This is a genomic window from Citrobacter sp. MNAZ 1397, from assembly GCF_023613995.1.
Lineage (GTDB): Bacteria > Pseudomonadota > Gammaproteobacteria > Enterobacterales > Enterobacteriaceae > Phytobacter > Phytobacter ursingii.
Map to the genome: position 1 here is coordinate 249,712 of NZ_JAKIVH010000004.1, position 13,021 is coordinate 262,732.

At 54.8% G+C, this 13,021-nt stretch carries 12 protein-coding genes; 6 read left to right on the forward strand and 6 right to left on the reverse strand.

Features of this window, described 5'->3' with window-relative positions; translation table 11 throughout:
• The first annotated feature begins 324 nt into the window (after positions 1 to 324).
• The 3 genes from L2097_RS20700 (at position 325) to L2097_RS20710 (ending at position 2,902) form a co-directional block, all read left to right on the forward strand.
• Complete coding sequence (locus tag L2097_RS20700; RefSeq protein WP_047373024.1) at positions 325 to 804, forward strand: Lrp/AsnC family transcriptional regulator; 480 nt, start codon at positions 325 to 327, stop codon at positions 802 to 804.
• 251 nt (positions 805 to 1,055) lie between these two features.
• Positions 1,056 to 1,670, forward strand: coding sequence for a YitT family protein (locus L2097_RS20705; RefSeq protein WP_039077539.1), 615 nt, complete (start codon positions 1,056 to 1,058; stop codon positions 1,668 to 1,670).
• A 38-nt stretch (positions 1,671 to 1,708) separates the two neighbouring features.
• Positions 1,709 to 2,902 carry an amino acid aminotransferase gene (locus tag L2097_RS20710; RefSeq protein WP_047373023.1) on the forward strand — a complete coding sequence of 398 codons (1,194 nt, stop codon included), beginning with the start codon at positions 1,709 to 1,711 and terminating at the stop codon, positions 2,900 to 2,902.
• A gap of 4 nt (positions 2,903 to 2,906) precedes the next feature.
• Here the strand turns inward: L2097_RS20710 and L2097_RS20715 are convergent, their stop codons facing one another.
• From L2097_RS20715 to L2097_RS20740, 6 genes are all read right to left on the reverse strand, one after another.
• Positions 2,907 to 5,231, reverse strand: a complete 2,325-nt coding sequence (locus L2097_RS20715; RefSeq protein ID WP_250353600.1) for a molybdopterin-dependent oxidoreductase — start codon at positions 5,229 to 5,231, stop codon at positions 2,907 to 2,909.
• Positions 5,232 to 5,390: 159 nt separating this feature from the next.
• Positions 5,391 to 6,152, reverse strand: a complete 762-nt coding sequence (locus tag L2097_RS20720) for an SDR family NAD(P)-dependent oxidoreductase (RefSeq protein ID WP_250353601.1) — start codon at positions 6,150 to 6,152, stop codon at positions 5,391 to 5,393.
• A 3-nt stretch (positions 6,153 to 6,155) separates the two neighbouring features.
• Positions 6,156 to 6,611: an S-ribosylhomocysteine lyase gene (locus tag L2097_RS20725; RefSeq protein ID WP_047373020.1), complete on the reverse strand. Its 456-nt coding sequence runs from the start codon at positions 6,609 to 6,611 to the stop codon at positions 6,156 to 6,158.
• A gap of 31 nt (positions 6,612 to 6,642) precedes the next feature.
• Positions 6,643 to 7,311, reverse strand: coding sequence for a methionine ABC transporter permease (locus L2097_RS20730; protein ID WP_085005614.1), 669 nt, complete (start codon positions 7,309 to 7,311; stop codon positions 6,643 to 6,645).
• Complete coding sequence (locus L2097_RS20735; RefSeq protein WP_047373018.1) at positions 7,304 to 8,317, reverse strand: methionine ABC transporter ATP-binding protein; 1,014 nt, start codon at positions 8,315 to 8,317, stop codon at positions 7,304 to 7,306. Before L2097_RS20735 ends, L2097_RS20730 begins: the two co-directional genes overlap by 8 nt.
• Positions 8,318 to 8,325: 8 nt before the next feature.
• Positions 8,326 to 9,132, reverse strand: a complete 807-nt coding sequence (locus tag L2097_RS20740) for a MetQ/NlpA family ABC transporter substrate-binding protein (protein ID WP_047373017.1) — start codon at positions 9,130 to 9,132, stop codon at positions 8,326 to 8,328.
• Positions 9,133 to 9,352: 220 nt separating this feature from the next.
• Between L2097_RS20740 and L2097_RS20745 the strand changes: the two genes are divergently transcribed.
• From L2097_RS20745 to L2097_RS20755, 3 genes are all read left to right on the forward strand, one after another.
• Complete coding sequence (locus tag L2097_RS20745; protein ID WP_250353602.1) at positions 9,353 to 10,528, forward strand: aminotransferase class I/II-fold pyridoxal phosphate-dependent enzyme; 1,176 nt, start codon at positions 9,353 to 9,355, stop codon at positions 10,526 to 10,528.
• 110 nt (positions 10,529 to 10,638) lie between these two features.
• Positions 10,639 to 11,637, forward strand: coding sequence for a Gfo/Idh/MocA family protein (locus tag L2097_RS20750; protein ID WP_085005612.1), 999 nt, complete (start codon positions 10,639 to 10,641; stop codon positions 11,635 to 11,637).
• A 401-nt stretch (positions 11,638 to 12,038) separates the two neighbouring features.
• Entirely contained in the window at positions 12,039 to 13,007 is a 969-nt protein-coding gene (locus L2097_RS20755) for a TerC family protein (protein ID WP_085005611.1), read from the forward strand.
• Positions 13,008 to 13,021: the final 14 nt, after the last annotated feature.

A 13,021-nucleotide genomic window follows, 5' to 3' on the forward strand; every position in this document is an offset into this window, starting at 1 on the left:
CCCCTGTCTGTAAAAGTCACCACCGGCCTGAGCAACTTTCAGGCCAGCCAGTGGGGAGAGAACGACAATAGCAGGCTAACTCACTGAATAAGCGAACAATATAAATTTTCATGCAGATTCACACTTTGTGAGAATCGGTTGAATGTTCAGCAGTTTCGCGCATTAACGACGCCAATCACGCACGACTTATGAGAAAAGTGACTTTCGAATGCATGAAAACGAACCGTTTTAGTGCAATGGGAAAAAGCGCAGCGCCGTCAGGCTTCCCGCCATCAAAAAAGCTGTTAGTCTGGTAGTCACTCTTTCGTTCCGGTATTGGCGCACATGTATAACATCGACGACTTTGATCTGAAAATCCTCACCCTGTTGCAGGCCAACGGCCGTTTGACCAACCAGGAACTGAGCGATCTCATTGGCCTTTCTGCTTCCCAGTGTTCACGGCGTCGTATCGCACTGGAGCAGGCACAATTGATTCTCGGTTATCATGCGCGGCTCGCGCCGGACGCCGCCGGGCGTGAAATGCTGGGGCTGATTGAAGTGCGTCTTTTAAACCACACGCAGGAGTATGTGGAAAGTTTCCACCAGATGATAAGCGAAGTGGACGCGATTCTCGATGCCTGGAAAACCACCGGTGACGCCGATTACCTGCTCCGGGTTGCCGTGCCGGATTTACCCGGCCTGAGTCATTTAATCAGCCATATTCTGGCGCAAAACAAAGGGGTTGCGCATTTGAAGACCTCCGTTGTCCTTAACCGCCTGAAAGAAAATGGTCAGTTGATGCCTGACAGCGGTTTGCTGCCCTGATACAGGGCAGTGCGCCTTATTTTGGTGCAACCAACCGGTTGATTAATGTATAGAATGAGAAAAAATCACACACATCACCCGAATATCGGCATGTAAACGCACAAAACACGCACCCCTCTCTTTTCGCCATATCAATATGTTAGGGATATGGCCGCCTGTTTTTTCCCCACTCAGTTATGCCGGAAAGCGGATCTGGTGTGGTTTTTGCAGGATATTTCTTATCTCTGGCAATTGTTGAATCGTACTTTCTTATGGATAACGTCCTGACTCCCAATAAACTTGCTCATACCTGGCTGGAAGATGCGCTGGCGCTGCTGTTCGGTACGCTGATGATCTCTTTTGGCGTGATTATGTTCCGCCAGGCGGGCGCGCTCACTGGCGGTACGGCGGGTATCGCTTTTCTGATCCACTACGCAACCCATTTGCCGTTTGGCGTGGCGTTCTTTTTGATCAACCTGCCGTTTTACTGGCTCTCTGTTCGCCGGATGGGCATGCAGTTTACGCTGAAAACGTTCTGCGCCGTGGCGCTGGTGTCGCTGTTCTCCGATCTGCACGGGCGCTTTATCCATTTCGATCAGCTTAATCCCTACTACGCCACACTCTTTGGCAATATCATGGTTGGCATCGGCTTTGTGGTGCTGTTCCGCCATAAAGCGAGCCTCGGCGGCGTAAATATTCTGGCGCTCTATCTGCAGGATAAAAGCGGCATCCGCGCCGGTAAATTCCAGATGGTGGTTGATGCCTGCATCGTGACCGCATCGCTGTTCTTCGTGAGCCTGCCGATGCTCGCGGCCTCTATTGTGGGTGCCGTGATTCTGAATTCCATTATTGCCATGAACCACCGCCCGGGACGCTACGCGGTGTAATGGATTGACCTCTGACTGTAATTTCAGGAGTAGTGACTGTGTTCCAGAATGTTGACGCCTACGCGGGCGACCCTATCCTGTCGTTGATGGAGACTTTCCATCAGGACAAACGTGCTGACAAAGTGAATCTCAGCATCGGGCTGTATTATGACGAGCAGGCCATCATTCCTTGCCTTAAAGCCGTTCAGGAAGCTGAGACCCGCCTGCAGAGTCAGCCACACAAAGCCAGCCTCTATCTGCCAATGGAAGGTTTTGCCCCTTATCGCAGCGCCATTCAGACACTGCTGTTTGGCAACAACCATCCGGCGCTGAACGCCGGGCGTATTGCCACTATCCAGACGCTGGGCGGCTCAGGTGCGCTGAAAGTGGGCGCCGATTTCCTGAAACGCTACTTCCCGGACTCCGACGTATGGGTCAGCGATCCGACCTGGGAAAACCACATCGCTATTTTTGCCGGTGCCGGATTTAACGTACACACCTACCCGTACTTCGATAACGCCACGCGTGGTGTCGATTTCAGCGGCATGCTCAGCACCTTAAAACAGCTACCGCCGCGCAGTATCGTGCTGCTGCACCCGTGCTGTCATAACCCGACGGGTGCGGATCTGACGAATGCGCAGTGGGATGAAGTGATTGAAGTGCTGATTTCCCGCGATCTGATCCCGTTCCTCGACATCGCCTATCAGGGATTTGGCGCGGGTCTGGAAGATGACGCCTACGCCATTCGCGCGATTGCCAGCACTGGCCTGCCTGCGCTGGTCAGCAACTCGTTCTCCAAGATTTTCTCGCTGTACGGCGAGCGCGTGGGCGGGTTGTCCGTGGTGTGTGAAGATGCCGATGCCGCCGGACGCGTGCTGGGCCAGTTAAAAGCCACCGTGCGTCGCAACTACTCCAGCCCGCCGAACTTTGGCGCGCAGGTGGTTTCCATGGTGCTCAACGATCCAGAGCTGAACGCCCTGTGGCGTGCCGAAGTGGACGCCATGCGCACCCGCATCAGCGAAATGCGCCAGGCGCTGGTGGATGTGCTTAAAGACGCTCTGCCGGATCACGATTTTACCTACCTGCTCACCCAGCGCGGGATGTTCAGTTACACCGGGTTCAGCGCCGAACAGGTGGATAAACTGCGTGAAGCCTTTGGGGTCTACCTGATTGCCAGCGGCCGTGTCTGCGTGGCGGGCCTTAACCACAACAATATCGCACGCGTAGCCTCAGCCTTCGCCGCCGTGCAGTAAGGTATCACGCCTGTTTTTGTTGCCCGAGCGTGACAAAAACAGGCGGTTCCCAGGCCGTTACCGCTGGCAACCTCCCCTCAAATTTCGCAATCTCCACCCGGCAACTCTGCGCGCTACAGCCTTGTCCCAGACGCGAACTGCCGCGATCTTCGGTTAACACATTGGGATTACCGTGTTTATCCAGCGGCTGGGCGTCGGCGGTATTTTCCGGGTCATACCAGGCGCCGGTGGACATCTGCACCACGCCGGGCCGTATAGCCTCACTCAATTTCACCCCGGCCAGTAATGCGCCTCGCGTATTGAACACTTTCACCACGTCGCCGTCGCGAATACCGCGCGCGGCAGCATCATACGGATGGATCCACAGCGGCTCTCGCCCGGAAATTTTGCTCTCCCGGCTTACGCTGCCGTGGTCGTACTGACTGTGCAGCCGGGTACGCGGCTGGCTGGAGAGCAAATGCAGCGGCCATTCCCGGGCAACCGTCTGCTGATACTGCGCTTCCGGCTCGTGCCAGTACGGATGCCCCGGACACTCTTCGTAGCCAAAATCGGCAATCGTCTGCGAAAAAAGCTCTATCTTACCGGAAGGTGTGGCAAGCGGGGCGTTAAGCGGATCGTCACGAAAATCCTTAAGCAGGATTTGCGGCTCTTCAGGACGCATAAATTCCAGCACGCCCTGTTGCCAGAAATCATCGAACGCCGGGAGTGCGATCCCTTCGGCCTCGGCGCGCGGGCGCGACTGCTCATACATAACCTGTAGCCAGGCCCTGACGTCCCGTCCTTCGGTGTAAGCCTCGCCAAACCCGAGACGGGCAGCCAGCCCGCTGAAAATAGCATAGTCATCGCGGGCATCGGCAAACGGCGCAATGTGCTGGCGCATGGCGATCATAAAGCCGTCGTTGCTGGCGCTCCCGATGTCCTCGCGCTCAAGCGAGGTGGTGGCGGGCAGCACAATGTCGGCGAATTTCGCCTGCGCCGTCCAGTACTGCTCGTGGACCACAATGGTTTCCGGACGCCGCCAGGCGCGCACCAGCCTGTTGAGATCCTGATGGTGATGAAAGACATTGCCGCCCGCCCAGTAGACAAAGCGAATGTCCGGGTAAAAGTGGGTCTGCCCGTCAAATTCATAGGGTTCGCCGGGATGCAGCAGCATGTCGGCGAAACGGGCGACCGGGATTTTGCCCTCAACCGGATTGCGCCCCTGGGGCAAACGCGGGCCGGAAAAGACGCGCCGGTCGGCTCCCGCCAGGTTGGTCGAAGCGTAGCCAAAGCCCAGTCCACCGCCGGGCGTGCCAATCTGCCCCAGCAGCGCGGTCAACGCCACCGTCGCCCAGAAGGTCTGTTCTCCCTGGCGGGCACGCTGAACCGACCAGGCTATGTTAATCATCGTGCGATGCCGTGCCATCTCATGGGCCAGATGACGGATCGCCCCGGCGGCAAGCCCGGTTCTGGACTCAGCCCATTCCGGGCTTTTCACCACGCCGTCATCCCGGCCAAAGAGATAATCCCGGTACGGTGCGAACCCCACCGTGTGGCTGTCAACAAACGCCCGGTCGTATAACCCGTCGGCAATCAGCACCTGGCAGAGCGCCAGCAGTAGCGCAGTGTCGCTCCCCGGGATAACGGCCAGCCAGTCGGCATCCGGTACGGCAGAGAGATCGTTTTTTACCGGACTGATATTGATAAAGCGGGTGCCGTTACGGCGCAAGGTCTGCAACCAGTGTTGCAGGGCATGATCGTTGGCCCCGCCGCCGTTCACCTGCGCATTACGCAGCGGCAAGCCGCCAATGGCGACAAATAACTCGCAGTGCTCCGCCAGCACCGGCCAGTGAGTATGCTGGCGTTGCAGGGTGTCGAGATCGCCGAGAATATGCGGCAAAATGCGCTCTCCGGCGGCGATACTGTAGGTATTGGTGCTGCCGGTATAGCCACCAAAGAAATTGAGAAAACGGTGCAGCTGGCTTTGCGCATGATGAAAACGTCCGGCGCTCGACCAGCCATAAGAGCCGCCATAAATCGCCGCATTGCCCTGCTCGCGTTTCACTCTGGTGAGTTCATCGGCCACCAGCGTCAGCGCCTGCTCCCAGCTCACTTCGACAAAAGGTTCACGTCCACGCCCTTCCCGCGAGGCGGCGCCTTTTTGCAGAAACCCCTCCCGCACCGCCGGACGGCGTACGCGTGAGGTTCCCTGCACCGCACCCGGCAGCGATTGCCCAATGCGCGACGGGTTGCTGTCCCAGGCCACCGGGCTGACAGCGGTCAGTTTGCCGTTATCGGTGGTCACCCGGTAGGTTCCCCAGTGCATTACCGCAAGTTGATCAGGTTTCATTGTGATACCTCAGAAATGAAACCTGCCCATCAGGCGTTATTGTTGCAGGCAGTTTGGACACGGACAGCGCGCAACAACCGGAGCGTACACGTAGTACGTGAGGATTGTGAGCACTGCCCAGGTCCAAAATGGCAAATAAAATAGCCTGATGGGCAGGTTTTAGTGCATCGTCATCCCACCAGTAACATTAATCGCCTGCCCGGTCATATAGGCCGCCAGCGGGCTGGCAAGAAACGCCACTACGCCAGCCACATCTTCTGGTTGCGCCGTGCGTCCCAGCAGAACCTGGGAACAGTCTTCGGCGTAGATGGCTTCCGGCGTCATGCCGCGCAGTTCCGCACCTTCGCGACGTTCGCGCCACTTCATCTCCGTCTCGACAATGCCGGGGCACACCGCGTTCACCAGGATATTGTCACGGGCGAGCTCAATGGCCATCACTTTAGTCAGGCCGAGGACCGCATGTTTAGACGCCACATACTGCCCCATTAGCCGATAGCCATTTTTTCCCGCCTGTGAGGCGATATTGATGATGCGGCCACCGCTTTTGACTTTCATTAGCGGTATGGCCGCCTCCGCCAGGTAACCAATGCTTTTGACGTTGACGTCCAGAATGCGCTGCCAGTCGGCATCGCTCATCTGCGTTACCGTACTCATCGCCGAGACGCCACAGCTGTTGACCAGGATGTCCACGCCGCCGAAAGTCTCCACCGCGGCGCCAATGAGCTGATGGGCCTGTTCGCGAGAGGAAACATCGGTACGTAGCACTAGCTGGCGCAGCGTCTGCTCCCGCGCTCTGGCGGCGATATCGCCTACCACTACATTTGCGCCGCCGCGATGCAGCAGTTCTGCAATGGCTTTACCAATCCCCTGCAGGCCGCCGGTCACGACGGCAGTCTGGCCGCGAAAATCGAGGGCAATCATCGCTTATTCCCGAAACGGGTCGTCGCTGATACCGGCATCCAGCACCAGCTTCGCGTATTCCTGGGCCGAGAACAGTGAGTGATCGCGATAGTTGCCGCAGGCAAGCGGCGTGACCGCAGGCACATCTGTTGCGGTAAGCACACGCTGCAAGACCCGTGTCAGCGCCGCTGCGATGTGTTTCGGATCGTGCTCATCCCACAGGATCAGATAGAAACCGGTACGGCAACCCATCGGTGAAATATCGATAACGCCTTCCAGTTCTTCACGCAGACCAAACGCCAGCAGGTGTTCCAGAGTGTGTAGCGCGGCGGTGGGAATGGCATCCGCATTGGGTTGCAGGAAACGTAAATCAAACTTCTGCACCACACTGCCAAGCCGGTGACGCTCATAACCGGCTACGCGGACATACGGGGCTTTGACTTTGGTATGGTCGAGGGTAAAGCTCTCTACAACTGGCATATTGCTCTCCTGAATAGATGAAATAGCAGCCTCACTCGCGGCGAATACGGCGAGCAACGCGGGTTCCGAGGGTCTGGATAAGCTGAACGATGACAATCAGCACCAGCGCGGTGACCAGCGTGGCGAAAGCATCAAAGCGCTGGTAACCATAGGTAATGGCTAAATCGCCGATCCCGCCGCCGCCCACGGTTCCGGCCATGGCGGTCGCGCCCAGCAGGCCAATGGTGGCGGTAGTAAGGGCCAAAATCAGAGATGATGCTGCTTCCGGCAACATAAAGTGCCAGATGGTCTGTAAGGCGGTGGCGCCCATGGCATCGGCGGCCTCAAGGATCCCCTCATCCACTTCCAGCAGCGAGCTTTCGACCAGCCGGGAAATATAGGGCGCAATAAAAACAATCAGCGGCACAATCGCCCCTGCCGTACCGATGGTGGTACCCACCACCAGACGGGTAAAAGGCAGAATGGTGATCAGCAAAATGATAAACGGCAGCGAGCGGACAACATTGATTATCGGGTTCAGCACCTGGTGCACAAACCGATTGGGCAGAATGCCGCCAGGACGGCAAACGACCAGCACAATGCCCAGCGGGATGCCGAGCAGTGAACCGAAACCCAGCGAAACGGCGATCATCACCAGGGTGTCGTGCAATGCCAGCAGGAATTGATCGCCGGTGACGGCTGTGTCAATAAACTCAAACATGGGTGATTTTCACTCCTGCGTCGCGAAGGTGGGCAATGGCGTTGTCGGTTTGCTCTGCCTCACCGAGAATCTGCACGATCATGAACCCCAGAATTCGCCCCTGAACGTCGGACATGCTGGCAAAGAGAATATTCACCTCAATGGCATAGTCCTTGATGATGCGGTTGATGATGGGCTGCTGCGCCGTTGCGCCAACAAACTCAAGGCGCAGAGCCTGCGCGCCGTTATCCCGTTGCAGCACAGAGGAGACGCGCTCCGGCAGCTTGTCATGAATCACCGACTGCACGAAGCTGGCGGTGACCGGATGTTGCGGCTGGGCAAACAAGTTAAAGACCTCTCCCTGCTCCACAATGCTGCCGTTCTGCATTACCGCAACCTTGTTACAGATCTTCTGAATAACCGACATTTCGTGCGTGATCAGCACGATGGTGATGCCATAGCGGCGGTTGATCTCCTGCAACAACAGTAAGATCTGCACCGTGGTATGGGGATCCAGCGCCGATGTCGCTTCATCACACAATAAAACGGATGGATTGGTCGCCAGCGCGCGAGCAATACCGACACGCTGTTTTTGCCCGCCCGATAATTCGTTCGGGAAGCTATGCAGCTTGTCGCTGAGATTGACAAACTCCAGCAACTCCGTCACCCGTGCCTGAATAAATGCCTTATCACGCCCCTGCAAAATGAGCGGAATGGCGACGTTATGGAAAACCGTTTTCGAATTCAGCAAATTAAAGTTCTGAAAGATCATTCCAATATCTTTCTTGATCGCACGCAGACGTTTACCGCTAAATTCCTGCAATACTTCGCCATTAATCACCACCTCTCCCTGGCCTGGCGATTCGAGACGATTGATTAAACGTAGCAAGGTACTTTTCCCTGCACCGCTATAACCAATAATCCCGAAAATATCGCCCTTAGCAATACTAAGGTTAATGTCCTTTAATGCCAGAACCGGGTTTCCATTACGGGAGAATGTTTTGCTGACATGGCGAAGCTCAATCATTGCATTGCTCATTTCAAATAATCAGGCTGCAAGTAACCGTTATATTGCTCGTGAGTCAAAATATAATTTTTGAAATCAGCTGAGTGGTATCCGGCAACAATATCTTTAGCAAACTGCGCGTCTTTATTTTTACCGGCAATGGTCACGACGTTAATAAACTGGCTTACCGGGGTTTCAAGCTGTAATGCCGAATTGAGCTTCAGACCGCTGGATACGGCAAAGTTGCCCTGAATCAAACCGTAATCCACATCCGGCAGCGCACGGACCTGCTGCGCGTTATCCATCTCTTTGAGGACAATTTTGTACGGATTTTCGAGGATGTTGCGCTGTGAGAAGGTGGCAGGATCGCTGTCTGGCTTGAGTTTTACCCAGCCGAGGCTTTGGAGTACTAACAGAGCCCGATATTCATTAGGTGGCTGATTAGGAACAGAAATTACGGTGCCTGCCGCCGGGGTTTTCAGCGCTTTAATTTTGCCGCCATACAGCCCCATTGGCGGTGTCGGCACCTGCACGATACCAATGTTGTCGATACCCAGACGTTCATTCACCGATTTCAAATATACCGGATGCTGCATGATATTGGCTTCAATGTTGCCACGGGCAACCGCATCGTTTACCTGAATACCATCGCTGAAATCTTTATATTCGACTTTATAGCCTTTCTTAATCAGAAAGGGTGCGACACCCTTTTCAAATTGTTCTTTATAAGGCCCGGGATTAAAACCGACTCGAATAATATTATCCTGCGCCGCAGCCAGAAATGAAGATGATGACAATAAAGCAAAGACAAAACCTAATACTACTGGCTTGTTCATAACGCATTTTCCCTGTTGGTGTGCAAGTAAAATCGATTAAATCACAGCCGACTGTGCGTTGTAAGTCACATTACCGGATTTCATTTTGCTTTTTTCGCATAAATATAATCAGGAAATCCATATCTAAAAATCAGAAATCAATAGCTAATTTTGTTGCTTAGACAATGCAGAAAAATAAATTAAAGATGGAAACATATTAATAAATAAATCCGAGAACCCCATGCCTGATTTTAACGCCTCACCGCTGGTCGATGCGCTGGAAGAGAATTTATTCAGTGTACTGGAAAAACTGGCAGCCCAGGTGAACACGCCCGATTTACCGCTGATCGATCTCTCGAGCGGCAGCCCGGATCAACCCACGCCGCCGGAAGTGGTCGCCTCGCTGCAGGTAGCGATTGAGAGAAGTGAGAACCACGGGTATCCCTCATTCTGGGGCAAGCCGCAGATCCGCCAGGCCATTGCCGATTTTTATCTGCGCCATTACGGCGTGGCGCTCGATCCCGACAGCGAAGTGGCGGTATTCCAGGGGTCACATATCGGGGTGAGCGGGATCCCTCGCGCGGTCCTCAGCCCAGGGCAATATCTGATTTCTACCGACCCCTGCTATCCCATTTACCGCTCGGCGGCATTGCAGTCTCAGGCCTGTTTTTACGGCCTGCCACTTCGTGCTGAAAATCAATTCCTGCCTGATTTCAACGAGGTACCGGGTAACGTTGCAGACAAGGCCGGACTGGTGGTACTCAACTATCCACATAACCCGACGGGTGCCCTGGCCACACCGGAACTGTTCGCCAGCGCGTTGCGCTTCGCACGGCGTTATCACGTGCCGATCCTGCATGATTTTGCCTATGCCGCCATTGGCAGCGATACCGCAGACACTCCGCTGAGCCTCTTCTCGCAATCCGACGCGAAAGCGTGGGGAGTGGAGACGTATACCTTCTCGAAGACCTTTAATATGGCGGGCTGGCGCTTTGGCTTTGCGGTCGGCAACGCCTCGATCATCCGGGCATTTAAAAAATTGCACACGCACAGCTACAGTACTGTGTTTGGCGCGATTCAGGATGCGGCGGTCACGGCACTCGCCCTCCCCTCTGAACGTTTAGCGCAACTGGTATCGGTCTACCACCAGCGTCGCGAACGCGTGTTACAGCGCCTGGCGGCGCTACGCTGGCCGGTACGCGAAACGCAAGGGACTTTTTTCCTCTGGCTTGCGGTACCGCCTGCGTTTAACTCGCAGCAATTTGCCCAGTTGTTGTTGCACGAGGCGCATGTGCTGGTCGCGCCTGGCACAGGTTTTGGGCAAGGTGGGGAAGGTTTTATTCGCATTAGCCTGACAGCGGGAGATGAAGCGTTGCAAAGTGCGCTGGATCGCATTGCCGGGCTTAATCTTTTTTAACAAAAAGAGTGACATGCGAGACGTCTTCCATAACCGGGAGATCAACCTTTTTTCCTCTGTGCGCATCATGCTACATTGCCAGACAGTGCTCAGTTAAAGGAACTCGCTTAATGATACGTTTTGCTGTCATTGGCACAAACTGGATCACCCGCCAGTTTGTCGATGCCGCCCATGAAACGGGCAAATATAAACTCACGGCGGTGTACTCCCGCAGCCTCGAACAGGCGCAGGATTTCTCCCGGGATTATCCTGTCGAACATCTTTTTACCTCGCTGGAGGCCATGGCGCAAAGCGATGAGATTGATGCAGTTTATATTGCCAGCCCCAACTCGCTGCATTTTCCGCAAACCCGACTCTTTCTCAGCCATAAAAAACATGTCATTTGCGAAAAGCCGCTGGCGTCGAACCTGCAAGAAGTGGAAGAGGCGATTGCCTGTGCCAGAGAGAATCAGGTAGTCCTGTTCGAAGCCTTTAAAACCGCCAGCCTGCCCAATTTTGTGCTACTGAAACAGTCTCTTGCGAAAGCAGGTAAACTGCGCAAAGCGTTTCTCAACTATTGCCAGTACTCCTCGCGCTACCAGCGTTACCTGGATGGCGAAAACCCGAACACATTTAATCCGGCCTTCTCTAACGGCTCGATTATGGATATCGGTTTTTATGTCCTGGCCGCCTCTGTTGCACTCTGGGGCGAACCGAAGGGCGTGCAGGCCACCGCCAGCCTGCTGGAAAGCGGCGTAGATGCTCACGGCGTGGTCGTGCTCGACTACGGCGATTTCAGCGTCACGCTGCAACATTCCAAAGTGAGCGACTCGGTACTGCCAAGCGAAATTCAGGGTGAAGCCGGCTCGCTGGTCATCGAAAAGATCTCCGAATGCCAGAAGCTCTCTTTCGTGCCGCGCGGCGGTAAAGCGCAGGAGCTGACGCAGCCTCAGCATATCAACACCATGCTGTACGAAGCGGAAACGTTCGCCAGCCTGGTCGAGCAGAATGAAGTAAACCATGCAGGCCTGGCAGTTAGCCGTATCACCGCGAAGCTGTCGACGGAAATCCGCCGTCAAACGGGGGTAGTTTTCCCGGCAGATGATGTGAGCGTGGAACTGCCTGCGTAAAGGTATGTAAAACATATGTTACAGATCATTGACGGGGTGAATCCCCTGTCATATTTTGTTACGAGCAAAGGGGAGTAACTTCGTTGCCGGTGGGTCGTCATTACGATGCCTCTACCCTAAAGATTTCGCGTTGCAGGAAGGCGGCAAGTGAGAGAGTCACGATGAGCTTACAAAGTAAGTGAGTCGGATGAACGAATGTAGCCAACGCACCTGCGGTTCGAAATATGACGGGTATAAGCATCCGGTCGCCGGGCGTCATTAATGTGACGTAAGTGAGACCTTGCCGAAAGGCGAGGACCCAATTGCACCTAAAGCATGCGGCTGACGTCTTTCGACGTTAGCCGTTTTTGTTTATACACGCCATCATCAAGGATGACGTGTAAGGTGCTGAGGAACCTCACATGAATACTGTCGGTACACCGCTACTCTGGGGCGGCTTCGCCGTTGTTGTCGTTATCATGCTGGCTATCGACCTCCTGCTTCAGGGGCGTCGTGGCGCGCACACGATGTCCATGAAACAGGCGGCCGTCTGGTCTCTGGTCTGGGTTAGCCTTTCTCTCTTATTTAACGCTGCATTCTGGTGGTATCTGGTACAAAACGAGGGCCGCGCTGTCGCCGACACCCAGGCGCTGGCGTTCCTGACCGGCTACCTGATTGAAAAAGCGCTGGCGGTGGATAACGTCTTTGTCTGGCTGATGCTGTTCAGCTACTTCTCGGTACCGGCTGCGCTGCAACGTCGCGTGTTGATCTACGGTGTGCTCGGCGCGATCGTCCTGCGTACCATCATGATCTTCGCCGGCAGTTGGCTTATCTCCCAGTTTGAATGGCTGCTGTATGTCTTCGGCGCATTCCTGCTTTTCACCGGTGTGAAAATGGCGCTGGCAAAAGAAGATGAAGGCGGCATTGGCGACAAGCCTCTGGTTCGCTGGTTACGCAGCCATTTGCGCATGACGGATAAAATCGAAAACGAGCACTTCTTTGTGCGTAAGAATGGCTTGCTGTTTGCCACGCCATTGCTGCTGGTGCTGATTCTGGTTGAACTGAGCGATGTGATATTTGCGGTCGACAGTATTCCGGCAATTTTTGCTGTCACTACCGACCCGTTTATCGTACTGACGTCTAACCTGTTTGCAATCCTGGGCCTGCGGGCGATGTACTTCCTGCTGGCAGGCGTGGCAGAACGCTTCTCGATGCTGAAATATGGCCTCTCGGTGATCCTGGTGTTTATCGGTATCAAGATGCTGATTGTCGATTTCTTCCATATCCCGATTGCCATCTCGCTTGGCATCGTGGGCGGCATTCTGGTGGTGACTTTGCTGATTAACGCATGGGTTAACCACCGCAACGATAAGCGTGAGCTTGCTGAATAAGCAGTTCTAAGGCG

Coding starts and splice junctions, on each gene's coding strand:
- L2097_RS20700 (WP_047373024.1), top strand. CDS start 325: ATGTATAACATCGACGACTTTGATCTGAAAATCCTCACCCTGTTGCAG.
- L2097_RS20705 (WP_039077539.1), top strand. CDS start 1,056: ATGGATAACGTCCTGACTCCCAATAAACTTGCTCATACCTGGCTGGAA.
- L2097_RS20715 (WP_250353600.1), bottom strand. CDS start 5,231: ATGAAACCTGATCAACTTGCGGTAATGCACTGGGGAACCTACCGGGTG.
- L2097_RS20720 (WP_250353601.1), bottom strand. CDS start 6,152: ATGATTGCCCTCGATTTTCGCGGCCAGACTGCCGTCGTGACCGGCGGC.
- L2097_RS20725 (WP_047373020.1), bottom strand. CDS start 6,611: ATGCCAGTTGTAGAGAGCTTTACCCTCGACCATACCAAAGTCAAAGCC.
- L2097_RS20730 (WP_085005614.1), bottom strand. CDS start 7,311: ATGTTTGAGTTTATTGACACAGCCGTCACCGGCGATCAATTCCTGCTG.
- L2097_RS20735 (WP_047373018.1), bottom strand. CDS start 8,317: ATGATTGAGCTTCGCCATGTCAGCAAAACATTCTCCCGTAATGGAAAC.
- L2097_RS20740 (WP_047373017.1), bottom strand. CDS start 9,132: ATGAACAAGCCAGTAGTATTAGGTTTTGTCTTTGCTTTATTGTCATCA.
- L2097_RS20745 (WP_250353602.1), top strand. CDS start 9,353: ATGCCTGATTTTAACGCCTCACCGCTGGTCGATGCGCTGGAAGAGAAT.
- L2097_RS20750 (WP_085005612.1), top strand. CDS start 10,639: ATGATACGTTTTGCTGTCATTGGCACAAACTGGATCACCCGCCAGTTT.
- L2097_RS20755 (WP_085005611.1), top strand. CDS start 12,039: ATGAATACTGTCGGTACACCGCTACTCTGGGGCGGCTTCGCCGTTGTT.